Source organism: Streptomyces sp. NPDC088747, assembly GCF_044751025.1.
In the GTDB taxonomy this organism is placed as follows: domain Bacteria; phylum Actinomycetota; class Actinomycetes; order Streptomycetales; family Streptomycetaceae; genus Streptomyces.
This window is the reverse complement of sequence record NZ_JBIVKZ010000001.1, coordinates 192,327-217,353: the sequence shown is the minus strand read 5'-3', so window position 1 is coordinate 217,353 and position 25,027 is coordinate 192,327. Positions and strand designations below refer to the sequence as shown.

The following is a 25,027-nucleotide window of genomic DNA, read 5'->3' as shown; positions in this document are numbered from 1 at the left end:
CGGGGAGGGTGCAGGTGAGCGGTATCCGTCCGCTTTTGTCTGATGAGTTACGTACAGATCAGAAGTGATCAGTATGACGAAAGTGTCCCCGCGCCTCTTTCGTCACCACCTGCAACATCCGTTCGTCCCCAGGGATGGTGATTTCGTCCCTCGCCAGGTCGACGGCGAGCCGCACGGCGCCATGCAGCGGATCACCCTCGGCCGGTACCTCCCGGGCGTGCGGCAGTTGCTCCGCCAGTTCCTTCCGCAGCGGTACGAGGAGCGCGGCGCCCATCTTGAACAGGCCGCCGGTGAGGGCGACTTCGGGCTCTCCCGAGGCCGGGCACACGGCGGCCGCCGACTCGGCGATGCAGCGCGCCGCCGCACCCAGGATGTCCGCCGCGACCTGGTCGCTCGCGGCGCAGCGGGCCACTTCGGGCGCGAAGGAGGCGAGCACGGCGGCCCGGTCGGTGCGCGGATACAGCACGCCCGGCCAGCCCGGCACCGGCCCGAACATCTCCTCGGCGCGTGCTCTCAGCTCTGCCGATCCGCCCCGGCGCCCGTCGTGGTCCCGGACGGCCGCTTCGAGTCCGGCGCGGCCGATCCAGGCCCCGCCGCCGCAGTCGCCCAGCAGATGACCCCAGCCGTCCGCCCGCCGCCAGCTCTCCAGGTCCATGCCCACCGCGATCATGCCGGTGCCCGCGGCGACGACCGCGCCCGGCCGTCCGCCGAGCGCGCCCAGGTACGCGGTCACCGCGTCTGCGGCCAGCGCGAGCCGCGTCACGCCGAGTTCACGCTCCAGGGCCGACGGCAGCTCGGCACGCAGGTCGTCCCCGAGGGTGGTCAGGCCCGCGGCACCGACGGCCACCGCCGCGAGGCCGTCGACGCCCGCGTCGGCCATCAGCTCCCGGGCCATCGGCAGCAGTTGCTCCAGCAGATGACCGGCGTCGATGCCGCGCGGACCGGTGCGCGCCGGCTCCTTCGACGCCAGGTGAACCCCGTGGGCCCGCCCGCGCACGGCGAGCGTCACGCGCAGCCCCGAACCTCCCGAGTCCACCGCCAGCACGGTGGGCGCCGGTCCTTGAGCAGCGGCATGGCCTGCCGCGTCCGGATGCAACAGGCTCCCCTCCTTCTCGATGCCCGGCCGGGTGATCCGGCGGACCGGCCCGAAGACCTCGATGAGGAGGAAGGGTAGTGCCGGGGGCGGCGCCCGTGTGCGAGGGCTTCCCTGTTTGTGTGGGCGCCCGTGTGTGCCAGTAGGGTGACGCGCTGTGGCACCACGACCCTTGAATGAACTTGTCGAAGCGGGCTGGGCGAAGGCTCTTGAACCTGCGGCCGAACGCATCGCCGCGATGGGGGACTTCCTCCGGGCCGAGATAGCGGCGGGCCGGACGTACCTTCCGTCCGGGGCGAATGTCCTGCGCGCCTTCCAGCAGCCCTTCGACGATGTCCGGGTCCTGATCGTCGGTCAGGACCCCTATCCCACGCCGGGTATGGCGATCGGGCTGAGCTTCGCGGTGGCGCCCGAGGTGCGTTCGTTGCCGGGCAGTCTGGAGAACATCTTCCGGGAGATGAACTCCGACCTGGGGCTCCCCAGGCCGTCCAACGGCGACCTCACGCCCTGGACGGAGCAGGGGGTGCTGCTGCTGAACAGGGCGCTCACCACCGCACCGCGCAGCCCCGCGGCACACCGCGGCAAGGGCTGGGAGGAAGTCACCGAGCAGGCGATCCGTGCGCTGGCGGCACGTGGGAAGCCGCTGGTGTCCGTCCTGTGGGGCCGCGACGCGCGCAACCTGCGGCCGCTGCTGGGCGATCTTCCGGCGATCGAGTCGGCCCACCCGTCTCCCATGTCGGCGGACCGCGGGTTCTTCGGCTCCCGACCGTTCAGCCGGGTCAACGAACTGCTCGTACAGCAGGGTGCCCAGCAGGTGGACTGGCGACTGCCTTAGGCCGATGCGCGCGTCGCAGCGTGGTGCGGTGGGGTGCGGTGCGGGCGCACAGGGCGGCGGGGCGGGGGTTGTCCCGCCGGGACAGGGGCGCTCCCTCCACGTTGTCGTACCCCGCCCCTAAGCTCCACGCCATGACAGCCCAACACCCCGTCTCCGCCGACGCGTCCGGCGTCCACCCCGTGGTCGGCGAACTGCGCGGCGTGCTGGCCGCCGCCACCCCCGCACGGGCGCGCAAGGCGATACGTGAACTGCTCACGGTTCACGACGACGGGGCCGCCCTCGACCTCGCCGCCCGTTTCGCGCCCACCGCCGCCTACTCCGGTGACCTCCTGCTGCGTGAACTGCCTCGTGCCGCCGACCCGGACCGCTTCTGCGAACTCCTGCTCGCACCCGCTTTCGCCCGCGAGGGCCGTACGGAGCTGCGGTTGCGCCGGATCAAGTCGTTGCGCGGCCTGCGCCACCTGACTACGCTCCGCACACTCCACCTGGACCGGTGCAAGGACGTCACCGACCTCGGCGACCTCGGCGCGCTCACCGGCCTCACCGACCTCGACCTCAACGGCTGCGCCGGGATATCCGACCTGGCCCCGCTGAGCACTCTCACCGCGCTCACCCGGCTCAATCTGCACCGCTGCCGCCAGGTCACCGACATCCGTCCACTGTTCACCCTGAGGGGTATGCGTGAACTGGACCTCAGCATGACCAGGGTGCGCGATGTCACCGGGCTGCCCGCGGCCCTTCCGGACCTGCGCACGCTCACCATGCGCGGCTGCCGTTCCTTCCGCGAGGCCCGGCAGCTCGCGGGACTTACCCGCCTGACCAGGCTGGACCTCGGCTGGACGGGGCTCCGCGACCTTCGGGGCCTCGCGAAGTTGCCCGCCCTCACCGAACTCGACCTCAGCAGCTGCGCCTCGGTGACCACCCTGGACGGGATCGCCGCGCTGACCGGCCTGGCCGAGCTCCGGATCACCGATTGCCGCAAATTGGCCACCCTCACCGGCCTGGGATCCCATCCGGGCATGGCCGAACTGACGCTGGACGGCTGCTCCGCCCTGCGCGACCTCCGCGGCCTGGGGGCTCTGACCGGCCTCACCTATGTCTGCGTCAAGGACTGCGCGCATCTCACGACCCTCGAAGGGCTCCAGGGCTCGCCCGTAAACCGGTTCCGCGCGGAGAGCTGCCCGGCCCTGGCCGACTTCTCCGCCCTGGAGCACCTCCCCAGGCTCCGCGACCTCGACATGCTCAAGCTGGACTCGCTCACCGACCTCTCGCAGCTGCCCGCCATGCCGCTGATGAACCACATGAGGTTCATCGAGTGCCCGTCGCTCCGGGCCCTGGACGGCATACGGGCCTACCCCCTGCTGCGGAGGCTGATGGTCTGGCGCTGCCATGCCCTGAAGTCGGTTCACGGCATCGGCCACCTGCCCGCACTGGACGAACTGGAACTGTGGGAAGTGCCCCTGGTCACGACGCTGGGAGAGCGGGGCGGGCTGCCGGACGCCGACCAGCTGGAAATACGCGACTTTCCGTTGCTGACCGACATCGACGCTCTAGCCGGATCACACATCGCCGGGCTCGAACTGATGAACCTGCCCCTGCTGCGGAGTCTGGCGGCCCTGGAGGCGAAGCCCGAGCTGAAGAGGCTGAGGCTGTACCGCTGCCCCCAGGTGACGGATCTGCCCGCCCAGGTCACCCACCTGGAGGCGGGCGGACTCCCATGGTCGGACCTCTCCCCTCTGAAGCGCCTGACCGCCCTGTCCACGATGGACCTGCGGCACGACGACCTGACCGACATCAGCGGGATCGGCGCCTTCCCGGAACTGGAGCGGCTCAGCCTCTCCGGCTGCGACCGGGTGCAGGACTGGACACCCCTCCTGGAGATGCCCCGGCTGCGGGAACTCCAACTGACCCAGGACCACGGATACGAACGGCCCTTCACCCCCGTACTCCAACGCCTACTGGCGAACGGAGTGACCCGAACCCCCTGGCACGTGCACTGGTGAGTTCCGGGCCCCAACGCCCACGCGTCCGCCGCCGCATGTGCCCCGGACACCCTCGGGTGTCACCGCGTGCTGCTCTGCCAGGGGCAGAACACAGGCGGACCGGGTTCGACGATTACTACAGTCCGGTCTCATGACGACGATTACGACACGTACCGTCGAGTACCCGGCCGACGGTTTGACGATGATCGGGCATCTCGCGCTCCCGGGCGGTGTCGACCGCCGGCCCGCGGTGCTGGTCGGACCGGAGGGCATGGGGCTCAGCGACGTCGAGCGCCGCAGGGCCGATGCTCTCGCCGAGCTGGGTTACGTGGCGCTGGCCTTCGACCTTCACGGCGGGCGCTATTTGAGCGACCCCGAGGAGATGCTGGCCCGTTGCCTGCCGCTGCTCGCCGATCCCGACCGGATGCGGAGCATCGGCCATGCGGCGCTCGACGTGTTGCGCACCGAACCGCGGACCGACCCCGACCGGACAGCCGCCGTCGGCTACGGCACCGGCGGCGCTGTCGGGCTGGAGCTGGGGCGCGACGGCATCGACCTGCGCGCGATCGGCACGGTCAACGCACTGACCACGGGCCGGCCGGGCGAGGCGGCGCGCATTCGCTGCCCGGTGTGGGCCGGGGTCGGGTCGGAAGACCCGATCATGCCGCCCGCGCAACGGAACGCGTTCACCGATGAGATGCAGGCCGCGGGCGTCGACTGGCGCCTCGCGGTCTACGGCGGCGCCTTGCACGCCTTCCACCATCCGCCGGTAGATCACCCGACGGTCCCCGGCGTCGGCTACCACCCGCAGCACGCGCGGCGAGCCTGGCGCGACGTCGTCGACCTGCTCGCCGAGTGCCTGCCCGTGACGGAGGATCCGGGGGCATGACCCAGGCGACCATGGTGGCCCCGGGCTTGGTCGGCATCATTGATCGCCGCCAAGACCTGGTGCGTACTCATGGCCACCCCGCGGCACCACTGGGCAGCCGATTCGCGGACTCCGGGCGTGCGGGGTGCCCGGTCCCCGTCTCTCAGTCGACGACCGCCGCGCGTACGCACAGCACGTCCGGCAGGTGTGAGGCCAGTTGCTGCCAGCTGTCTCCGTCGTCCGCCGAGGCGTACACCTCGCCGTTGCGGTTGCCGAAGTACACGCCCGCCGGGTCCGCGCCGTCCGTGCACAGGCCGTCGCGGAGGACTGTTCCGTAGTGGTCTCCCTCCGGGAGTCCGGCCGTCAGCGGTTCCCAGGACTTGCCCGCGTCGGACGTACGGAAGACACGGCAGCGGCGCTCCGCGGGGACGCGGTCGGCGTCGGCGTTGATCGGGAAGACATAGGCCGTGTCACCGCGGCGCGGATGCGTGGCCACGGCGAACCCGAAGGTGGAGGGCAGGCCGGCGCCGATGTCGGTCCACCGGCCGCCGGCGTCGTCGCTGCGGTACACACCCCAGTGGTTCTGGAGATACAGGCGGTCCGGCGTCACCGCATCCCTGGCGACCTTGTGCACGCACTGGCCGAACTCCGGGTCAGGATCGGGCAGGAACACCGCGGAGACACCGGAGTTGGCCGGCTCCCAGCTCGCGCCGCCGTCGGCCGTGCGGAACACCCCGGCCGTGGAGACGGCGACGGTCACGGCGCGCGGGTCGCGGTCGTCGGTGAGGATGGTGTGCAGCCCCTCCCCGCCGCCGCCGGGCACCCAGCGCGACCGCGTCGGGTGCTCCCACAGTGGACGCACGAGCTCGAAGGACTCGCCCCGGTCCTCCGACCGGTACAGCGCGGCAGGCTCCGTGCCCGCGTACACCACGTCCGGCTCCGCCGCGGCCGGGTGCAACTGCCACACCCGCTCCAGCGAGGCCCCGGTGTCCTTGGGGAATTTGACCGCGGGCTGCGCCGGCTCCGCCCAGCTGCGTCCCAGGTCGTCGGAGTGGAAGACGGAAGGGCCCCAGTGGGCGCTGTCCCCGCCGGCCAGCAGCCGTGGAGTCTCACCCCGGGTGTCGATCGCGACCGAGTACACGGCCTGCGCGTTGAAGTACGGACTCTCGTCGAAAGTCCAGGCGCCGCCGCGCCTCCGGCCGATGAAGAGCCCCTTGCGGGTACCCACGGTGAGCATTACGTCGGCCATGCCGACCACCTCCGCGACGTCGTTGTCTCAGGTACGGGCCAGTCTGCACCCCGGCACTGACAGTCACCTCTGGATCCGACGTCCGCGCAGGTCAGCGCAGAGTTTCTGCCAGGTCGGCCGGGTTTGCGGGCGGCTCTCGCCGGGCGGGGACGGGAAGTGGGGGAGATCCTGGTCAGACGAGTCGACGGAGTCGGCGTGAGTATCGCGGGGACCGGTCGCGTATTGGGAGGGGGGTGTGGCCCGTCCGTGCGGTCGTGAGGAGGATGCCAGTCATGGCGGCATTCCGTGTTCCGAAGGGGTTGCTGTGGCGCTGGCGGCGCAATCCGCTGCGACGGCGTAGCGACGCCCTGGAGACCTGGATCATGCTCGTCGCCTGGGTGCTCACCGTGTGCGGCGGAATCCTCGTCGGCCTGGCGGCGGCCCAGTCCGTGGAGCGTGGTCTCGCCCAGCAGCGCGCCGAGTGGCACTCCGTCCCGGCGTGGCTCACCCAGGACGCGGCGGGGCCGACTCCCACGGAGGACGACGCGGACCGGGTCTGGGCGAAGGTGCGCTGGATCGCGCCGGACGGCTCCGTCCACGCGGGCCAGGCTCGGGTGCTCGCCGGCACCGCCGAGGGCGCCGCCGTCACCGTCTGGACAGACTCCGACGGCCGCCACGTCACCAGACCCGCCACCGCCTCCGAGGCCCGGCTCCGGGCCTCCCTGGTGGGGACCCTGGTCGGAGTGAGCGCCGCGGTCGTCCCCTTCGTCTGCGGGCAGCTCCTACGCGGTCGGCTGGAACGGCGACGCCTGGACCAGTGGGACGAGGAGTGGGAGCGGTTCGGGCCCCTCTGGGGGCGCAAAACCAGCTGACCCCGCCCAACCGGCGCCGTACGACCGGGCGCCGGGGTGGCGCTGATGTGGACTCCCGCCGGGTTCCCGGACGTTGATGTGTCCTGGATCACCTGTTCGGTGATGAGGACGGAACGGGGGTGATTCCCGTACCTCTCCATGACGCACGAGCCCCGGATGCAAGGATGAGCCCCGTCATGGCTGCTGGGTGGTGTTCTCGCACGGTACGGGCCGCGGTGTTCGCGGCCGTCTGTGTGCTGCTCGCCGCCCTGGGGCACGTGCTCATGTCCGGTTCTCCGGTGCCCTGGTGGGCGATGGTCGCCGCGGTCGTGGCGACGGCCGGACTGGGCTGGTGCCTGTCCCTCCGTGAACGCGGACTGCCGCTGATCACGACCGTCGTGGTGGTCACTCAGGGCGTACTCCACTCGGCGTTCGCCCTCGCGCAGTCGGCTGGGGGAGTGGCGGCGCCGGGGACGCCGGGTAACGGCTCAAACCAGGTCGGCGCGGACGCCATGGGGCACGACATGGGCAGCATGTCCATGGGATCCATGAACTCCCCGGGGTCCATGGCCTCCATGCACATGGACTCACCGCACATGGATCACCTGCATCACATGGACATGGGCGACCTGGTCGCCTCTCCCGCGGCGCACCTGAGCCATGACATGAGCGGCATGTCCTCGTCCGGCATGCTCGCAGCCCACCTGCTGGCCGCGCTGTTGTGCGGCCTCTGGCTCGGCTGTGGCGAACGTGCCGCGTTCCGGATCCTGCGCGCCCTGGCCGGCCGGCTCGCCGCACCGCTGCGTCTCCTGCGCGCGCTGCCCACACCACCGCACCGGCCCCGCGTACGTGCGGGCCGCGCCTCCTCGGACCGGGCGCCCGCCCGTCTGCTTCTCGTGCACGCGATCACCTCTCGGGGCCCGCCCACGGGGACCGCTGTCGTCTGAGACAGCCGGTTCCCCGAGGCGGCCCCGTCGTGCGCCTCGGGTCTCGGCCGTACCCCTCTCGGTGTACGGCCGCACCTCACACCGGACCGCCGCGCCCGCGCGCCGGTCCGGATCGCGGATGACCCGAGAAGGACACCTGGTGATCACTTCTGCTCTGCCCATTCCGCTCGACGAGACGGCGTCGGCCGACGAGTCGATAACCGCCTGGGCACTGGCCGCCCGCGGCGGTGACCCGGACGCCGTCGAGCGTTTCGTAGGCGCGTTGCACCGTGACGTCGTGCGCTACGTCGCCCATCTCAGTTCGGATCCCCAGGCCGCCGACGATCTGGCCCAGGACACGTTCCTGCGGGCGCTCGGCAGCCTGCACCGGTTCGAGGGGCGGTCCTCGGCCCGCGCCTGGCTGCTGTCGATCGCGCGCCGTGCCGTCATCGACAGTTTCCGGCACGCCGCCGTCCGGCCCAGGCTGAGCGGCACCCGTGACTGGCAACTGGCGATCGAGTTCGCCCAGCCGCGCGGCCTGCCCGGCTTCGACGAGGGCATCGCCCTCCTCGACCTGCTGGCGGTCCTGCCCGACGAGCGTCGCGACGCGTTCGTCCTCACCCAACTGATGGGCCTGCCCTACGCGGAGGCCGCCCAGCTCAGCGAGTGCCCGATCGGCACGGTCCGTTCCCGTGTGGCGCGTGCGCGAACCACCCTGCTCGCGCTGCTCGCGGAGGCCGACGATCCGACGGGAGAGTCGGCCACTCCACCACGCACGGAGCAGGTCGCGATGGTGGCGTGACGGTGTGACGGCGTGAGCATGACCGAACGGATGCCGGTGACTGTCGAACAGGCCGCGCACCGGCACCCGTTCGGGCCTTCGGGCTCGACTCCAGCCCCTTCAGCCCCGGCGAGGAAGGAGTCGACCCCGGACGGCGAGCGATAACCCCTTAATACATATGATGTGCAGGTGCGTGATTACTGCATAAAGACAGCGACACCCGAAGACCTGGACGGCGTACGGGCCGTGATGCTCGACACCGTCTACCGCGACTTCGGCACGGGGTACGTCCCGCGGTGGCACCGCGACATCGTCGACCTCCACGGCGCTTACCTGGCCCCCGAACGGCACACCCTGCTGGTCGTGTCCGACGAGCGAGACGACACGATCGTCGCCACCGCCGCCCTGGACTCCCGGGGCCCGGCACACCCGCCCAACCCGAGCGACCTCGCCGCGCGGTACCCGTCCGGGGAGACCGCGCAGTTGCGCCGCGTGTACGTGCGCCCCGAACACCGGCGGCGCGGACTGGCCCGCCGCCTGGTCGCCGAACTGCTGGACTTCGCGGCGGCGAAAGGCGGCTACCGCGCGGTGTATCTGCACACGGATCCGGCGGTGCCCGGCGCCTAGGCATCGGCCTGTTGGTCGCCCCCCTGCTCGTCGGCTGCTTCGCGTCCGGCGGCGACACCTCGTCCGAGGGGTCCGCGGACGGCGCCCGGCTGCGGGTCGCGCTGGCCTTCCCGCCCACCGAGAGCTTCTCCCCGTACGGCGCCGACGCCACCCTCCTCAGCAGGCTCGGCGTGACGGAGGGGCTGACCGGCCTGGACGCCAACGGCACCGCCGTACCCGCGCTCGCCGAGTCCTGGACCCGTGAGAACGACCGCGGTTGGCTGTTCACCCTGCGCGAGGCGACGTTCCAGGACGGCACGAAGGTCACCGCGTCCGCCGTCGCCGCCGCCCTCACCCACGCCACCGAAGCCAAGGTCATTCCGGCCGCGCTGTCGGGAGTCGACCTCACCGCGAAGGCCGAGGGGGCCGACCGGGTCCGGATCACCACCGCCGACCCCGATCCCGTACTGCCGCTGCGCCTGTCCAGTCCCGGTCTGGCCGTGCTGTCGGCCAGGGCGTACGGCGGGGCGGGCGCCGTCAGCCCCGTTGGCACCGCGACCGGCCCCTTCGAACTCACCGCGACCACCGGCACCACCTCCGCGACGCTCGACCGCTTCGACGACTACTGGGGAGGCCGCGCCCAGGCCTCCGGCATCGACGCGAAGTTCGTCGCCGACGGCACGGCCCGCACCAACGCCCTGCGCACCGGCGAGACCGACCTCGCCGAGGCGGTCCCGGTCTCCCAGGCCGCTTCGCTGGACAAGGGCACCGCGCACGAGACGGCCACGACCCGCACCACGAGCCTCTTCCTCAACGCCGGGTCCGGTCCGTTCAAGGACGCGGGGACGCGGGCCGCCGCACGCGAGGCGGTCGACACCTCCGCGCTGGCGGAGGGCGTGTACGAAGGGCACGCCGACGCGGGCGCCGGGATCTACGGGCCCGCCGTGAACTGGGCCGAGGGCAAGCGCGTCGCACCCGTCGGCCGCGCGAGGGCGACGGACCCCGACGGCACCTCGGTCACCCTCGCCACCTACGACAACCGGCCCGAACTGCCCGAGGTCGCCCAGGTGCTCAAGCAGCAACTGGAGAAGGCCGGTTTCGAGGTGAAGCTGGAGGTACGGGAGTACGCGCGCCTCGAAAGCGACGTGCTGGCAGGGAAGTTCGACGCGTTCGTCTCCGCTCGCAACGCCATGCTCGACACCGGTGACCCCGTCTCGGTCCTCGCCAGCGACTACACCTGCGACGGCGGCTACAACCTGGCCCTCCTGTGCGACAAGCGGGTCGACCGGGCCGTCGACGCGGCCCGGGGAGTGAGCGACATCGAGCTACGCCGGGACAGGGCGATGGAGGCGGAGGCCGAGATCCTCGGCACCGACGCGGTCGTGCCGCTCGTCCACCAGCGCATCATCACCGGCGTCGCCTCCGCCGTCAGCGGCGTGCTCTTCGACCCGTACGAACGGGCCCTCGTGGGCACCGGCACCCGCCGCTGACGATCCTGTGCGGACAGGGATGTCGCGAGTACGGGAGCCGCGGACGGAGGAGTCGCGGATACGGGGTTCCCGGACAAGGGAGTTGAGGGCGGGCAGGCCGCGGGGAGGGGCGTCGCGGACACGGCCGTCGCGGACACGGCCGTCACGGACACGGCCGTCATGGACACGGCCGTCACGGACGGTGGAAGGGCTGCGCGGCGGCGGACCGGTGCTGCTCTGGCGCGCCGCCCTCACCGCGCTCCTGCTCTGCGCCATCGGCCTGTTGCCCTGGTTGTCGCGCACCGACCCGGCGCTCACCGTGCTCAGGGCGCGGTCGGCGGAACGTACGCCCGACCCCGAGGTGCTGGCGGCCGTACAGGACGAACTGGGCCTCGACGACGGGCCGTTGCGGCTGCTGGGGGAGTGGCTGGGCGGGCTGACGCGCGGCGACGCGGGCCGCTCGTGGATCTCCGGCGCCGACGTACTGCCCGCCGTCACCGAGGCACTCGGCGTCTCCCTGCTCCTGATGGCCGGAGCCCTCGCGGTCGCCGCCGTCACCGCGGGGGCGGTGTGCGCCCGCACCCTGTGGCGCGGAGCACGCGACGGACACAGCGCCGGTCCCACCAGTGGCGGAGGCGCCGCTCTTCTCGCCGCACTGCCAGAGTTCCTGACCGCGTCGGTGCTGGCCACCGTCGTGGGCGTACAACTCGGCTGGCTGCCCGCCCTCGGCTGGTACGGGCCGCGGTGGATGGTGCTGCCCGCGCTCTCGCTCGGGCTGCCCGCCGGGGCGGTCCTCGGGCGTCTCCTCGCCGACCTGCTGCCGGGCGCCTTCGCCGAACCGTGGGCGCTGGCCGCCGCCGCGCGCGGGGTACCGGGCCGGAGCATCGCACGAAGGGCGCTGCGGCGTTGTGTGCCGGGACTGCTCCCGAACCTGGGGCTGTTCGTCGTCGGCCTGACCGGCGGCGCGGTCGCCGTGGAGCGGATCTTCGACATCCCCGGACTCGGCCGCACCACGCTCCAGGCCGCCCTGGCCCAGGACCTGCCCGTCCTCCAGGCCGGCACCCTGGCCCTCATCCTGCTCGCCGCCACCGCCGGACTGCTCGCGCGCCTCGCGGTCCGGCTCCTGACCGGCCCGGCGCTACGGGACGGCGCCCTGCCGTCCCCGCACGGCCGGACGGCGACCACATCCACCCGACGGCCGCTTCTCCACGCTGCCGCGTTGCTCGGTGTGATCGGACTCGGGCTGCCCCGCGACCCGTTGGCCCTGGACACCACCGCGCGCCTTCAACGCCCGTCCTGGGCGCACCCGTTCGGGACCGACGCCCTGGGCCGTGACGTGCTCGCCCGAGTCGCCCACGGCGCGCTCGACACCCTCGGGCTCGCGCTCGCGATCAGTGCCGCCGCGCTGCTGACCGGCGTGGTGCTCGGCCTGCTGCCGCGCTTGTCGGGCCCGCTCGTCGACACGGTCAACGCCCTGCCGCCCGTGCTTGTGGCACTGCTGGTGACGGCGGTCGCCGGCAGCGGCCCGGCGACACCCGCGCTCGCCGTGGCCACCGTCGCCTGGGCCCCGCTCGCCGCCCACACCACGGCCCTGCTCCGCCAGGAACGCGCCACGACCCACCTGCTGGCCACCCGCGCCCTCGGCGCGAGCCCGTTCCAACTCCTCGGCAGCGAACTCCTCCCCGCCGTCCTGCCGCCCGTCACCCGGCACGCCCTGCTCCGCCTCCCCGGCGTCGCCCTGGCCCTGGCAGCGCTGGGCTTCCTCGGCCTTGGCGCCCAGCCGCCGTCCCCCGAATGGGGTCTGCTGCTCGCCGAGAACCAGCCGTACGCCGAACGCGCCCCCTGGGCCGTCCTGGCACCGGCCGCCGCACTCGCGCTGCTGGGCGCGCTCGCGGTGACGGTCACGGACGGTGTGCGACTGCGGCGCGACCGGGCCGTTCCGCGTTTTCGGCACCGGTCGCGCGCCGCCCTTCCGCCCCAGGGGTGAGAGGACGGGCCGCGCGTCAGACGGAACGGTGGTACTGGTCCGGCACGTGCACGTCGGCGCCGAGCGTACGCGCGGCAAGCCGGGCGAAGGACGGGTTGCGGAGCAGCTCGCGGCCCAACAGGACGGCGTCCGCCTCGCCGTTGGCCACGATCTTCTCGGCCTGCTCGACATCGGTGATGAGGCCGACGGCGGCGACCGGCAGCGGCGTCTCGGCCTTCACCCGGGCGGCGAAGGGGACTTGGTAGCCGGGCCCGACCGGAATACGTACACCCGAGGCGTTGCCGCCCGTCGAGACGTCCAGCAGGTCCACACCGTGCTCCTTGAGCTGCCCGGCGAACCGGACGGTGTCGTCCGCCGTCCAGCCGTCCTCCTCCAGCCAGTCGGTGGCGGAGATGCGGAAGAAGAGCGGCTTGTCCTCGGGCCACAACTCCCTTACGGCGTCCACGACTTCGAGGGCGAACCGGGTGCGGTTCTCGTACGAGCCGCCGTAGGAGTCGGTGCGGTGGTTGGAGTGCGGGGAGAGGAACTCGTTGATCAGGTACCCGTGGGCGCCGTGGATCTCGGCGACCTCGAAGCCTGCGTCCAGCGCACGGCGGGCCGCGTCGACGAACTGCCCGACGATCTCCTGGATCTCGGCGACGGTCAGTTCGGCCGGCACCGGATGGTCGGCGGCGAAGGGAAGCGGGCTCGGGCCGAGCGGCTGCCAGCCGTACGCGTCCGGGCCGACGGGCGCGCCGCCCTTCCAGGGACGCTCGGTCGACGCCTTGCGGCCGGCGTGCGCGAGCTGGATGCCGGGAACGGTGCCCTGGCTCGTCAGGAAACGGGTGATGCGCCGGAACGCCTCGACCTGGGTGTCGTTCCAGATGCCGAGGTCGTACGGGCTGATGCGGCCCTCGGGGGAGACCGCGCTGGCCTCGACGATGATCAGGCCGGTTCCGCCGGCGGAGCGGGCCGCGTAGTGGGCGAAGTGCCAGTCGTTCGGGGCGCCCGCCGACGGTCCGTCCGGTGCGGCCGAGTACTGGCACATCGGGGGCATCCACACCCGGTTGGGGATGGTCACGTCGCGCAGGGTGAAGGGCTGGAAGAGCGCGCTCACGGCGGACTCCGTTTCGTCGTGGGGCCGGGGACGTCTACTACGATAGGCATCGTAGTACGGTAGATGTCAAACTACGAAGGGTCTCGTACAATGGCAATCCCCGACGACGTTTTCCCGACGGCGTTTCCGGGACGATGTTCCCGGACGCCGTTCCCCGACGATGTGGAGTCGCCGTGACGACCGCAGTCCCCGCCACCGGCAGTCGCGATCTGCCGCACCCCGAGCGCGCGGAGATCCGGCTGGAAGCCGTGCTGCACGCGTTCTCCGACCCCATGCGGCTCCGGGTCGTGCGAGAGCTCGCCGCCGACGGCGACGAGCTCTCCTGTTCGGACATCGTCCTGCCGGTCACCAAGTCCACGACCACGCACCACTTCCGGGTGCTCCGCGAGAGCGGGGTGATCCGGCAGGTCTACCGGGGCACGGCCAAGATGAACGGCCTGCGGCGGGAGGACCTAGACGACCTCTTCCCGGGGCTTCTCGACAGCGTCCTCGCCGCTGCCGCCGGCCAGGCCCTTCGTCTCGGGAGCGGCTGAACCGCCCCTGGACGGAAGGTGGTTGAAGAGCAGGTTGAGTACGATCGCCGTCAGGCAGCCCGCGCTGATCCCGCTGTTCATCACCGTCTGGAACCAGTCGGGGAACTGCTCGTACACCGCCGGCACACCGACCGGCAGCACTCCGACGGCCACCGAGACGGCCACGACGGTCAGGTTGTGGTTGTCCTCGAAGTCGACCCGGGCCAGCGTCCGCAGCCCGCTCGCGGCGACCGTCCCGAACATCACCAGGCCCGCGCCGCCGAGCACCGGCGCCGGTATCGCCGCGACCACCGCGCCCAGCTTGGGCAGCAGGCCGAGCAGTACGAGGATGCCGCCCGCGGCGGCGACGACCCAGCGGCTGCGGACGCGGGTCATCCCGACGAGGCCGACGTTCTGCGCGTACGCCGTGTAGGGGAAGGTGTTGAACACCCCGCCGAGGACCGTCGAGAGTCCGTCGGCCCGCAGACCGTCGGAGAGCGTCCGCGGCTCGATCCTCCGGTCGGTCATCTCGCCGACCGCGATGAGGTCACCCGTCGTCTCGGTCATCGTCACCAGCGCCACGACCAGCATCGAGATGATCGCGGAGGCGTGGAAGGTGGGCGCGCCGAAGTGGAACGGCGTGCTGATCCCGAGCCAGTCGGAGTCGCCGACCCCGCCGAAGTCCGTGAACCCGAAGGGCACCGCGACGGCGAGGCCCACCGCGATCCCGATGAGCACCGCGATCCGGCTCAGGAAGGGCGGCGCGAACCGCTGCACACCCAGCACCACGGCAAGCACGAAGCCCGCGAGCGCCAGGTTCTTCGGCTCGCCGAAGTCCGCCGCGCCCGCGCCGCCGGCCGCCCAGTTGCCCGCCACCGGCAGCAGTGAGATGCCGATGATCAGGATCACCGTGCCGGTGACGAGCGGCGGGAAGAAGCGGAGCAGCCTCCCGAAGACCGGTGCGAGCAGCACGATCGCGAGACCCGCGACGATCACCGAGCCGTAGATCGCGGGCAGTCCGCCGCCCGTCGTCCCGATGAGCACCATCGGCGAGACCGCCGCGAACGTGCAGCCCTGCATGATCGGCAGCCGCACTCCGAAGCGCCAGAAGCCCACGCACTGGATCAGGGTGGCGATACCGCAGATCAGCAGGTCCGCGGTGATCAGATACGCCAGGTCCGCGGGCGACAGCTTCATCGCCCCGCCCACGATCAGCGGAACCGCCACCGCCCCCGCGTACATCGCGAGCACGTGCTGGAGCCCGAAGGCGGCCAACTGGCGTACGGGTGGGACCTCGTCGACGGGATGCACGGGTGTGGTGGTTGCCATGGGCACTCCAGGGGCGGCGCGGAATCGGAGATTCGGGGGCAGCACCAGACCGTAGGGGCCTTGAACAGTTTGTTGATTTCTGGCCTGTTGCCGACGTGTGTCATGGCCACGGAGTTGGTCCCGGGTCCGGTTCCGTGCGCAAGCCCAGGGGTCTGCCGCCACGCCCCGCCGCCCGCCCGCGACCGGCACGCGCCGGCCGCCTCGACGCGGCTACGAACCCGAGGTCCGCGCCACCGCGGCCCGCAGCGCCGCCCAGTCCGGAAGCTTGACGACACCCCGCCCGAGCGAGGCGCCCAGCTCCGCCTCGGCCCGCTCGATCGCCTGCCATCCGGCCCACTCGACCGGCGTCAGCCCCGCCGCCCGCAGTGCGTCGAGCGGATCCGCGGGCAGTTCCCGGCGTACGAGCACGGGGGCGTCCTCGATCAGCGAGGTCACCGTCTCCTTGGCGCACGGCCGGTTGGTGCCGATGACACCGGTCGGGCCGCGCTTGATCCAGCCCGCCACGTACTCGCCCGGGGCGGTCGCGCCGTCCCGTACGACCCGTCCGGCGACGTGCGGCACCGTGCCGAGGCCGGCGTCGAACGGCAGGCCGTCCAGCGGCACTCCGCGATAGCCCACCGAGCGCAGCACCAACTGCGCCCCGATGTCCTCGTACCGGCCGGTGCCGGTGACGCCGCCGCGCCCGTCGGGCACCGTCCGCTCGAAGCGCACCGCGCCCACGCGGTCGCCGACGCCCTGCTGGTCCATGAGAAGGCCGCCCTCCTGGTCCGCCAGCAGGGCGACGGGGCGCAGGAAGAAGCGCAGCCGGATCGTGCGCGAGGCGTCACCCCGCGGTGGCACGGAGGCCCAGCTCCGCAGCACCTCCACGTTCCGGCGACCGGCGGCGGGCAGGCCCGAGGGGTCGGCGTATGCCGGATCGAGCTCCAACTCCCTTGGATCCACGATCACTTCGGTGTCCGGCAGGGCGCCGAGCTCGCGCAGCTCCTTGGTGGTGAAGCGGGCCTGGGAGGGGCCGCGCCGTCCCACCATGCTGATCTCCGTCACCCGGCTCGCGGCCAGTGCGGCGAGTGCCGCCTGCGGGATGTCGGTGGGGCTCAGCTCGGCCGCGCCGCGGGCCAGGATGCGGGTCACGTCGACGGCCACGTTCCCGACGCCGATGACCACGGCGGAGCGGGCGCCGAGCACGAACGCGTCGGCCGCGCTGTCGGGGTGCGCGCTGTACCAGGACACGAACTCGGTCGCCGACCAACTGCCGGGCAGATCCTCGCCCGGCACGCCGAGCCGACGGTCGGTGGCGGCGCCGACGCAGTAGACGACCGCGTGATAGAGCTCGCGGAGCCGGGCCGCCGGGAGCGCGTCCGGGCCGATCCGTACGCCGCCCAGGAATCGCACCCGCTCGTCCTCCAGGACCGCGCGCAGGCTGTTCTGGAGGGACTTGATCTTCTCGTGGTCGGGCGCCACGCCGTAGCGCACCAGACCGTACGGGCAGGGCAGCCGGTCCAGTACGTCCACCCGCACCCCGGGGACCTGGCTCTGCTGAACGAGTCCCTGGGCGGTGTAGACCCCGCTGGGACCGGATCCGACGACGGCGACACGCAGCACGCGGAACTCCTTGTCCGAAACCTGAACAGTCCGAGGAGATCGCTGATGGCTCCAGGATCGCACCACTGGTGCTCCGCTGACAGGGTCGGCGCACAGCTCGTGCGCGCGTGTCCGTTCGTATGGAATGTGATCATGCGGTTACGTTCCGTATGTGCTAGAAGCATCCTCTCTTAATCTGTCCGACCGACTGGACGTCTGTGACCGCGGCAGTGCCGACGGCGCCGTGTCGGTGTGGCCCGCCTGGGAAGTGCGTGAGCGCGATGGGGTGACCTCCTGGTTCGACGTCCGGCTGGCCTTCGCGGACGGTGCCCGGGTCGATCTGCTCGCCGTGGTGTGCGACGGGGACGTGTCGATCGAGGACGTCCGGGCCCAGCCCCCGCTGTCCTTCGGTGACCTCGACCTGCTCGCCGAGTGGATCGAGGAACCGCTCTTCGAGGCGTGCGGCGTGCGGGCCGCGCCTTCGCCCGAGGAGGAGCCGCCGCAGGAATCGGACGGCGAAGGGCCGTCCAGGCGCGCCCGGTCCGGGTGGCCGCGCGGCATCGAGGGCCGCAGGCTCGTTGCCGAGGAGTACCTCGCGGCCCAGGGCGAGGGCCGCGACGCCGTCCTCGCCGTGATGAGCGCCACCGGCCACAGCCGCCGCCGGTCCCTCAAACTGATCGCCGGAGCCCGCGACGCCGGCTTCCTGACACCGCGGCATGTACGGCGGTAGCCGGTAGTGGGGCGTTACGGGGGCGCCATGGCGGGCGGCCGGGCGGCCGGGTGGTGGGTCGGTCCGGCGGTCCAGCGGTCCAGCGGTCCAGCGGTCCAGCGTACGAGGGGGCGGTTTGGGGCGGGGGTTCGGCGGCGCTCGGACGCGCGTCCTGGATGCGGGGGTCCGGCGCGACGGCGACCGAGTCTCCCGCGCCCGGCGCGACGACCACCATCGAGTCGCCCGTATCCGGCGCGGCGCATCCCGCGTCCCGCACCAGACGTGCGGACACTGCCCGTCCGGCATCGGGCGCGGCGTACCCTGCGCGTCAGGCATCCGGCGTGCGGACACTGCCCGTCCGGCATCCGGCGCGGTGAACCCCGCGCCTCCGGCCCTCGACGTGCGGACACCGCCCGTCTGGCATCGGGTGCGGCGTACCCTGCGCGTCTGGCATCCGACGTGCGGACCCCGCCCGTCCGGCATCCGGCGCGGTGAACCCCGCGCCTCCGGTCCCCGACGTGCGGACATTGCCCGTCCGGCATCGGGCGCGGCGTACCCTGCGCGTCAGGCATCGACGTGCGGGCACTGCCCGTCCGACATGACGTGCGGACACCGCCCGCCCCGCACCCGGCCCGGCGCCCCCCGCCTGTCCCGCAGTCCGCCTCCGCGGACACCCCGTGTCCGCACCTCCCGCCCGGCTGAGACGCGCTCAGCGACCCCCGGGCGCGGCCACGCCCGGGAGGCGGGTGCCGCGACGCGTGGTTCCGGGCGGCGCTACGACATGTCCCGCATCCGGCCGATCTCGCTCGTCTGCTGGGCGATCACGTCGTCGGCCATTTCCTCGATCTGGATGTTGTTGCCCTGGGCCTTCACGTCCGTCGCCATGGTGATGGCGCCGTTGTGGTGGGTGATCATCAGCGTCAGGAAGAGCTGGTCGAACGCCTTGCCCTCGGCGGCCCGGAGATTCTTGAGCTGGGTCTCCGTCGCCATGCCGGGCATCGCCTCGTGCGTGTGCCCGGTGGCGGTCTTCTCCCCGTCGTTCGCCTTGAGCCAGCCCTCCATGGCCTTGATCTCCGGACCCTGGGCCGCGGCGATCCGCTCGGCGAGCGCCTTCACCGAGCTCGACTCCGCCCGCTTCGCGGCCAGTTCGGTCATCACCAGCGCCTGCGTGTGATGCTCGATCATCATCCGGGCGTACGAGAGGTCCGCCGAGTTGGGGGTGTCGTCGTCGATCCGCTGTTTCGCCGCGTCCTCGGCGGAGAGGGTCTCCGCCGCCTCGCCGGGCTTGCCGGGCACGATCACCGAAGGCCCGCCCGTTCCCGCGGACTTGGGCTCGGATCCGGAGTCACAGCCGCCCAGCGCGAGCACGATGATCGCCAGCGACGCTGTGACCAGGGGCGCGTGGGACGGACGGCGGAAGAGCACTGCGACCTCCTGCGGCACACGAATGGGCGAACACCTCAAGGGTGTTGATGACCGTCCTAGCACGCGGCTGAACCTGAATGATCAGAAACTTTCATTACGACTGCGTTGCTGTCTGTTGATCTGTGCATGGTGAAGACGATACTGCGGGGTGTGCGTGAACCGTTCAACTGCGAACGGCTACAAGGGAGGACGCAGTGAACCTGTTGAAAGACCCCCGAACGCGGCACAGACGTCTGGGAGTCGCCGCTGCCGCGGCCGGACTCCTGGCCGCGCTGCTCACGGCAGGCCCGGCGGCCGCCACCCCCGACCCCGGGGACAGTCCCGCCGCGCAGAAGAAGATCTCCCAGAGCGACGAGGCCATCGCCGAGGCGGCCATAGCGAGCGGTGAGATACCCGGACAGGACGAGATCGTCCACTCGGACAACATCGAGCACCTCGCGAACATCCCGAAGGAGGCGCTGCCGAACTTCAACTCGGACCTCGCCTTCCAGGGCAACTACGCCTTCGCGGGCAACTACGACGGCTTCCGCATCTTCGACATCCGGAACCCGAAGGCCCCCAAGACGGTCGCGCAGGTGCTCTGCCCCGGCTCGCAGAACGACATCTCCGTCTCGGGCGACCTGCTCTTCCTGTCCACCGACTCCTCGCGCAGCGACAACTCGTGTGCGAGCACCTCGCAGCCCGCGACCGAGAAGTCGTCGTGGGAGGGCATGAAGATCTTCGACATCAGTGACAAGGCGAACCCGAAGTACGTCGCCGCTGTCGAGACCGCCTGCGGCTCGCACACCCACACGCTGGTGCCGGAGCGCAAGGACGTCTACCTGTACGTCTCCTCGTACTCGCCGAGCGCCACCTTCCCCGACTGCCAGCCGCCGCACGACGGCATCTCGGTCATCAAGGTGCCTCGCAAGTCCCCGGAGAAGGCCGCGGTCGTGGGCTTCCCCGTCCTCTTCCCCGGTGAGGGAACCGACGGCGGCGGCAACCCGGGCTCGCCCACCAACCCGGGCGTCTCCAAGACCACCGGCTGCCACGACATCACGGTTCTTCCGTCGAAGGACCTGGCCGCGGGCGCCTGCATGGGTGACGGCATCCTCTTCTCCATCAAGGACCCGGCGAACCCGAAGGTCATCGACAGGGTCCAGGACAACGTGAACTTCGCGTTCTGGCACTCGGCGACCTTCAACCAGGACGCCGACAAGGTGGTGTTCACCGACGAGCTGGGCGGCGGTGGCGCGGCCACGTGCAGCGCGGCCATCGGTCCCAACCGCGGCGCCGACGGCATCTACGACATCGTCGGCAAGGGTGACAAGCGCAAGCTCGTCTTCAAGAGCTACTACAAGATCCCCCGTTACCAGGCGGACACCGAGAACTGCGTGGCCCACAACGGCTCGATCATCCCGGTCAAGGGCAAGGACCTCATGGTCCAGGCCTGGTACCAGGGCGGTATCTCCGTGTGGGACTTCACCAACTCGGCCAAGCCGAAGGAGATCGCGTACTTCGAGCGCGGCCCGCTGACCACCGACGCGCTGTCGGTCGGCGGTTCGTGGTCGGCGTACTACTACAACGGCTACATCTACTCGAACGACATCATCAAGGGCTTCGACGTGCTGAAGCTCAACGACCGGCGCACCGACCCGGCGAAGCGAGTCAAGCTGCGTGAGCTCAACGTCCAGACGCAGCCGGACTACTTCGACTGACCGTTGAGCCGATCGGTCCCGTCCTCGGACTCATGACCGGGCCGGGGACCGGACTCACAGCCGGAGGGACCGGACGGCAGCTGCCGTCCGGTCGCGAAGAACCGTGACAGGTCCGTGTCGTACGTCCCGCCGGGCACCTCGGTGTCCGGCGGGACGCCCGACTCCCAGTCGAGGCCGTAGCGTTCGAAGAGCTCGGCCCGCAGCATCGGGACCGGCATCGGGACGCCCGGCACCACGGCCGCGTACACCGCGCCCATGAGCAACGCGCGCAGCATCGGATAGTCGGCGGCGGTGTCCGCCGAGCCGAAGCGGGCGACGGTCTCACTCAGCAACTGCGCCAGCCGCTGCTGGTCGGGGCACTGCACGAACCCCTCGGGCTGGAGGATCCCGGCCATGTGCTGGCGCATCAGCACCGGTTGGTCCCGGGCGAGCCCCAGCACCGCGTCGATGGCCCGCGCCATCCGCTCCCGGCCGTTTCCGGGTTCCGGTTCGCGCTCCAGCGCTTCTTCCAGCGTGCGGTGCATCAGCCTGTGCACGGCGGACTGCACGAGCTGGCGCTTGCCGGGGAAGTAGTACGACACCAGTCCGCGCGCCGATCCCGCGCGATCCGCGATGTCCCCGAGCGTCGTCGCTTCGTACCCCCGCTCGCTGACCAGTTCCACCGCGGCCTGGAGAAGTCGCTCCCGGGAACGCCGCCGTAACTCTTCATTGACGGATCGGCTGCGCGGGGACATCCTGAAACTCCTGCGTTGACTGGTTGTCAGCCAACTATACTCAGCGCGTCCGGACCGAGACCCTCCGTGGGTCGGCTCCGGGCTGCGTCCGCCTCGGGTGACGCGGGGGATCATCCGAGGCGGACGTGCGGGACCTCAGCCGACCAGGCCGAGCACCGGCCGCAGCCCGTCGGGGCGCTCGGCCGCCGGCAGATGGTCCACGAAGTGCACGGCACAGCCCAGCGCCGCCGCACCCCCGTCCGCGGGCCGGTTGTCGCCCACCATCAGCGTGTCCTCGGGCGCGACCCCCAGAGCCTCGCACGCGGTGGTGAACAGCCGCGGATGCGGCTTCTGGACGCCGTGTTCGTAAGACAGTACGTACGCGCCGATATGCCGGTCGAGCCCGTGCGCCCGGAAGACGGGCCGCGGATCCCAGCCGATGTTGCTGACCACGGCGACGGCGATCCCGCGCTCGCGCAGCCCGCCCAGCACCTCGTCCGCGTCCGGGTAGGGCGCCCAGGCCTCCGGGACCATGTGCCGCTCGTAGAGCGCGTCGTGGAGCCGGGGATCGGGCAGCGCCACCCGGCGGGAGAGCCCGGTGTAGGCGGCCCGGTGCGAGCCGGCGTCCTCGTCGCGGACCGCCCACACGTCGGTCAGCTCGTCCGGGAGCGGCCCCGCGGGAGCCGCACCGCCGGGGAGCGCGCCCGCGGACTCCAGTTCCTCGGCGAAGCGGACCAACTCCCGTTCGGGCAGGGCGGTTCCGGTCTCCGCGAGCGCCGCGCGCAGCCAGGACTCGGTCGACTCGACGCGGAAGAGCGTTCCGGAGAAGTCGAACAGCACACCTTTGATCGTCATGAGGCTGATCCTTCGCGGCACATCGCGGACCGGTCAAGGCTGTCTCGGCGCGGCCCATCGCTCGTACGAGGCCACCGCCAGCACGACCAGCAGCGCCCCGAGGAGCCAGCCGCCGACCACGTCCGACGGCCAGTGGACGCCGAGCCAGACCCGGGTCAGACCGACGCCGACGACGGAGACCACGGCAACCGCGAGTGCCGTACGCCGCAGGGTGCGTCCGGCGCCGTACACGTCCAGCAGCCACAGCAGTAGCCCGCACACCACCATGGCCGTCATGGCGTGCCCGGAGGGGAAGGCCGCGTAGTGGGCCGAGTCGACGGGGTCGGGCCAGGTGGGGCGCTCGCGGCCGATCAGCCACTTCAGCCCCTGTTGCAGCACGCTCCCCAGCGCGCAGGTGGCCGCCACCCAGAGGGCGGGCGCCCACGCGCGGTGTCTCCACACCAGCCACAGTACGACGGCCGCGCAGAGCGCGCGCATGGCCCAGGGGTCCCACACCCAGTCCGTCAGGATGCGGAACGCGTGGGTGAGGCCGGGTTCGTCGACCGCCCAGGGGTGTGTGGTGCGGGCGATGTGGTAGTCGAGGTCGAGCAGCGGGGGCCAGGAGAACGCCACCAGCAGGAGGAGCAGCACGGCGGGCACGGCCAGCGCCGTGGCGGTGCGTGCCGTGCTGTGCGGGCCCGGCGTGCGCGGAGGTGAGTCGACAGGCGGGGGGTGCATGGAACGATCCTCGCCGACGCGCGGGGTCCGATGCCAACCCCGTGCCGCTCGGGGGGTCGGCATGGCCCCTGGGCTCGGTGTCGGCAGGCCCGGCCAGCTCAGCGTCGGGCAGGCCCAACCAACTCGGCGTCGGGCAGGCCCGTCAGCTCAGTGCCCGCAGCCCCGGTACGAACGTCACCAGCACCGGGATCACCGGCACCAGCGCGGCCGTCGCGGTCAGCCGCAGGCGCCGTGCCGCCGTGAGCCGGTCCGGGGGAGTGAGCAGCCGGTGGACCCGGTGCGGGACGTGGGCGTGCGGGGCGGCACCGGGGCCGAACACGCCCCGGTCCTCGTTGAGTTCGACCAGGGCCAGGGCGGTGGTCAGACGGCCGAAGCGGCGCGAGGCCATGTCGTCGGCGGAGAGTTCGACCAGGCGGTGCATCTCGTCGCGGAAAGCGGCGAAGACCGGAACCTGCGGAAATCCGTTGGCCAGCGCGCCCGAGCAGTGCAGCAGCCAGTCGTGCCGTGCCCGCGCGTGGCCCTGCTCATGGGCGAGCACGGCATCCAGCCGACGGCCCTTGAGGCGGCGCAACGCGCCTGTGGTGACGACCAGTTGGGGCGCCGCGCCGGGCAGCCACCAGGCGTCAGGGCGCTCCCCCTCCAGGACCACCAGCCGGTCGGCGGCCGGTTCCTCGCCGGGCAACAGCGGTGCGCGCAGCCGGAGTTCGGTCCTGCTCTGCCGACGGCGGGCGCGGGCCCGGGCGATCTCGCGGACCAGCATCGCCGCGGTCCACACACCACCGCACGCGAGTGCCACGGCGGTCGTCGCGGCCCAGGGGCCGCCGGTGCTCAACGCGTAGGCCTCCACGACCGAGTGCGGCGCCGGACCGAACACATGGCCCCGTACCACCACCCAGGCGGCGGCCGCGCTGAGCGTCATGGACAGTGCACAGCACAGCAGAACGGCGGCCACCACGCACTGCCACACCCACAGCGCCACCACCGGTTCGCGGTCCACCCAGTCCGCCCTCGAGAGCAGTCGCGGAGCGACCAGGGCGGCAAGGGCGCCGAGCAGCAACAGTGCCGCGGGGACCATCATGGCTGAAGCCTATGAGGGGGCGTCGCCGGAGGATACGGGCCGCGACGGCAAGTGACGTACGCCACGACCTCCCGGCCGCGGCTAGCGGTGGTCCGCCGGGCGCCGGTGTCAGAGCGTGACCAGCATGGCGAGCATCGCGATCCCCATGGACAGTCGGCAGGCCTGTGACAGTTCCGGGCGGTCGGCCCAGCCGACGGTTCCGGTGCCGCCCGCCACGGAGGCCACCGGCAGCAGGCGCAGGCCCGCGCGCAGGACGTATCCGGTGAAGTACAGGAGGAGCGCCCCGGTCAGCAACGGCACGCCGGAACCGCCGTGTCCGTGTTGGCCCGGTGAGGCGGCCATCGCCCCCGCCATGTAGACCATCGCGCAGACACCCACCAGATGGTGCGCGTGGGGCGGGCTCGTACGGGCCACCCACAGTCCGCGGAGGGCTGCCATGCCGAACACCGCGGCGTAGGCGAGCCATGCCCAGCGCGGTGGCACGGCCACCGCCGCGGGCACGGCCATCGCGGCCATGCCGAAACCCATGAGCGCCTCACCGCCCGCGGTGCGGCGCTGCTCCTCGACGGCGCTGCGCATCCGCAGGAGGCAGTACGCCCCCGTCGCGGCGCACAGCGCGACCAGCAGCCAGCCGGGTGATGCCGGTCCGTGCATCGCGCACCTCCCGCTCGACGGCGTCGGACTTCGGA

The 25,027-nt window shown here is 71.9% G+C and carries 22 protein-coding genes and 1 pseudogene; 12 read left to right on the top strand and 11 right to left on the bottom strand.

What is annotated here, in order from left to right:
* Window positions 1–58 precede the first annotated feature (58 nt).
* Window positions 59–1,096, bottom strand: a complete 1,038-nt coding sequence (locus ACIP79_RS01230; RefSeq protein ID WP_401217614.1) for an N-acetylglucosamine kinase — start codon at window positions 1,094–1,096, stop codon at window positions 59–61.
* A 154-nt stretch (window positions 1,097–1,250) separates the two neighbouring features.
* Here ACIP79_RS01230 and ACIP79_RS01225 point away from each other — a divergent pair, with 154 nt between their 5' ends.
* The 3 genes from ACIP79_RS01225 (at window position 1,251) to ACIP79_RS01215 (ending at window position 4,799) form a co-directional block, all read left to right on the top strand.
* Window positions 1,251–1,928 (top strand): uracil-DNA glycosylase, encoded by a 678-nt coding sequence (locus ACIP79_RS01225; RefSeq protein ID WP_401217611.1) that lies wholly within the window; start codon window positions 1,251–1,253, stop codon window positions 1,926–1,928.
* A gap of 131 nt (window positions 1,929–2,059) precedes the next feature.
* Window positions 2,060–3,931, top strand: a complete 1,872-nt coding sequence (locus ACIP79_RS01220) for a leucine-rich repeat domain-containing protein (protein WP_401217608.1) — start codon at window positions 2,060–2,062, stop codon at window positions 3,929–3,931.
* A gap of 130 nt (window positions 3,932–4,061) precedes the next feature.
* Window positions 4,062–4,799 carry a dienelactone hydrolase family protein gene (locus ACIP79_RS01215; RefSeq protein WP_401217605.1) on the top strand — a complete coding sequence of 246 codons (738 nt, stop codon included), beginning with the start codon at window positions 4,062–4,064 and terminating at the stop codon, window positions 4,797–4,799.
* A 142-nt stretch (window positions 4,800–4,941) separates the two neighbouring features.
* On the opposite strand, the gene ACIP79_RS01210 is transcribed toward ACIP79_RS01215, so the two are convergent.
* On the bottom strand, window positions 4,942–6,027 hold the full coding sequence (locus tag ACIP79_RS01210) for a WD40/YVTN/BNR-like repeat-containing protein (RefSeq protein ID WP_401217602.1): 1,086 nt from the start codon (window positions 6,025–6,027) through the stop codon (window positions 4,942–4,944).
* Between the two features lie 272 nt (window positions 6,028–6,299).
* Here ACIP79_RS01210 and ACIP79_RS01205 point away from each other — a divergent pair, with 272 nt between their 5' ends.
* The 6 genes and pseudogenes from ACIP79_RS01205 (at window position 6,300) to ACIP79_RS01180 (ending at window position 12,626) form a co-directional block, all read left to right on the top strand.
* Window positions 6,300–6,878 (top strand): hypothetical protein, encoded by a 579-nt coding sequence (locus tag ACIP79_RS01205; RefSeq protein WP_401217599.1) that lies wholly within the window; start codon window positions 6,300–6,302, stop codon window positions 6,876–6,878.
* A 176-nt stretch (window positions 6,879–7,054) separates the two neighbouring features.
* The gene (locus tag ACIP79_RS01200) at window positions 7,055–7,804 is read left to right on the top strand and encodes a hypothetical protein (RefSeq protein WP_401217597.1); all 750 of its coding nucleotides are present in this window, start codon (window positions 7,055–7,057) and stop codon (window positions 7,802–7,804) included.
* Window positions 7,805–7,943: 139 nt separating this feature from the next.
* A complete protein-coding gene (locus ACIP79_RS01195; protein WP_401217594.1) occupies window positions 7,944–8,585 on the top strand; it encodes a sigma-70 family RNA polymerase sigma factor in 642 nt (213 codons plus the stop codon).
* A gap of 168 nt (window positions 8,586–8,753) precedes the next feature.
* Window positions 8,754–9,188, top strand: a pseudogene (locus tag ACIP79_RS01190) (GNAT family N-acetyltransferase); the annotation flags it as partial.
* Window positions 9,189–9,199: 11 nt separating this feature from the next.
* Window positions 9,200–10,660 carry an ABC transporter substrate-binding protein gene (locus tag ACIP79_RS01185; RefSeq protein WP_401219167.1) on the top strand — a complete coding sequence of 487 codons (1,461 nt, stop codon included), beginning with the start codon at window positions 9,200–9,202 and terminating at the stop codon, window positions 10,658–10,660.
* A 190-nt stretch (window positions 10,661–10,850) separates the two neighbouring features.
* Complete coding sequence (locus ACIP79_RS01180) at window positions 10,851–12,626, top strand: ABC transporter permease subunit (RefSeq protein ID WP_401219165.1); 1,776 nt, start codon at window positions 10,851–10,853, stop codon at window positions 12,624–12,626.
* A 16-nt stretch (window positions 12,627–12,642) separates the two neighbouring features.
* Here the strand turns inward: ACIP79_RS01180 and ACIP79_RS01175 are convergent, their stop codons facing one another.
* Window positions 12,643–13,722 (bottom strand): NADH:flavin oxidoreductase/NADH oxidase, encoded by a 1,080-nt coding sequence (locus ACIP79_RS01175; RefSeq protein WP_401217591.1) that lies wholly within the window; start codon window positions 13,720–13,722, stop codon window positions 12,643–12,645.
* A 134-nt stretch (window positions 13,723–13,856) separates the two neighbouring features.
* Here ACIP79_RS01175 and ACIP79_RS01170 point away from each other — a divergent pair, with 134 nt between their 5' ends.
* Window positions 13,857–14,255, top strand: coding sequence for an ArsR/SmtB family transcription factor (locus ACIP79_RS01170; RefSeq protein ID WP_401217588.1), 399 nt, complete (start codon window positions 13,857–13,859; stop codon window positions 14,253–14,255).
* Here the strand turns inward: ACIP79_RS01170 and ACIP79_RS01165 are convergent.
* Both ACIP79_RS01165 and ACIP79_RS01160 read right to left on the bottom strand, forming a co-directional pair.
* Entirely contained in the window at window positions 14,175–15,563 is a 1,389-nt protein-coding gene (locus tag ACIP79_RS01165; RefSeq protein ID WP_401217585.1) for a nucleobase:cation symporter-2 family protein, read from the bottom strand. The genes ACIP79_RS01170 and ACIP79_RS01165 overlap by 81 nt on opposite strands.
* A gap of 210 nt (window positions 15,564–15,773) precedes the next feature.
* Window positions 15,774–17,165, bottom strand: a complete 1,392-nt coding sequence (locus tag ACIP79_RS01160; RefSeq protein WP_401217582.1) for an FAD-dependent oxidoreductase — start codon at window positions 17,163–17,165, stop codon at window positions 15,774–15,776.
* A 223-nt stretch (window positions 17,166–17,388) separates the two neighbouring features.
* Between ACIP79_RS01160 and ACIP79_RS01155 the strand changes: the two genes are divergently transcribed.
* Window positions 17,389–17,874 (top strand): DUF6214 family protein, encoded by a 486-nt coding sequence (locus ACIP79_RS01155; RefSeq protein WP_401219162.1) that lies wholly within the window; start codon window positions 17,389–17,391, stop codon window positions 17,872–17,874.
* Window positions 17,875–18,627: 753 nt separating this feature from the next.
* On the opposite strand, the gene ACIP79_RS01150 is transcribed toward ACIP79_RS01155, so the two are convergent.
* On the bottom strand, window positions 18,628–19,278 hold the full coding sequence (locus tag ACIP79_RS01150) for a DUF305 domain-containing protein (RefSeq protein WP_401217579.1): 651 nt from the start codon (window positions 19,276–19,278) through the stop codon (window positions 18,628–18,630).
* A 194-nt stretch (window positions 19,279–19,472) separates the two neighbouring features.
* On the opposite strand from ACIP79_RS01150, the gene ACIP79_RS01145 reads away from it, so the two are divergent.
* Complete coding sequence (locus ACIP79_RS01145; RefSeq protein WP_401217576.1) at window positions 19,473–20,975, top strand: LVIVD repeat-containing protein; 1,503 nt, start codon at window positions 19,473–19,475, stop codon at window positions 20,973–20,975.
* On the opposite strand, the gene ACIP79_RS01140 is transcribed toward ACIP79_RS01145, so the two are convergent.
* From ACIP79_RS01140 to ACIP79_RS01120, 5 genes are all read right to left on the bottom strand, one after another.
* Window positions 20,963–21,709: a TetR/AcrR family transcriptional regulator gene (locus ACIP79_RS01140; protein ID WP_401217574.1), complete on the bottom strand. Its 747-nt coding sequence runs from the start codon at window positions 21,707–21,709 to the stop codon at window positions 20,963–20,965. The genes ACIP79_RS01145 and ACIP79_RS01140 overlap by 13 nt on opposite strands.
* Before the next feature lie 135 nt (window positions 21,710–21,844).
* On the bottom strand, window positions 21,845–22,543 hold the full coding sequence (locus tag ACIP79_RS01135) for an HAD family hydrolase (protein WP_401217572.1): 699 nt from the start codon (window positions 22,541–22,543) through the stop codon (window positions 21,845–21,847).
* A 33-nt stretch (window positions 22,544–22,576) separates the two neighbouring features.
* Window positions 22,577–23,260: a phosphatase PAP2 family protein gene (locus tag ACIP79_RS01130; RefSeq protein WP_401217569.1), complete on the bottom strand. Its 684-nt coding sequence runs from the start codon at window positions 23,258–23,260 to the stop codon at window positions 22,577–22,579.
* Window positions 23,261–23,402: 142 nt separating this feature from the next.
* A complete protein-coding gene (locus ACIP79_RS01125; RefSeq protein ID WP_401217566.1) occupies window positions 23,403–24,338 on the bottom strand; it encodes a M56 family metallopeptidase in 936 nt (311 codons plus the stop codon).
* 108 nt (window positions 24,339–24,446) lie between these two features.
* A complete protein-coding gene (locus ACIP79_RS01120) occupies window positions 24,447–24,992 on the bottom strand; it encodes a DUF5134 domain-containing protein (protein ID WP_401217563.1) in 546 nt (181 codons plus the stop codon).
* Between the last annotated feature and the right edge of the window lie 35 nt (window positions 24,993–25,027).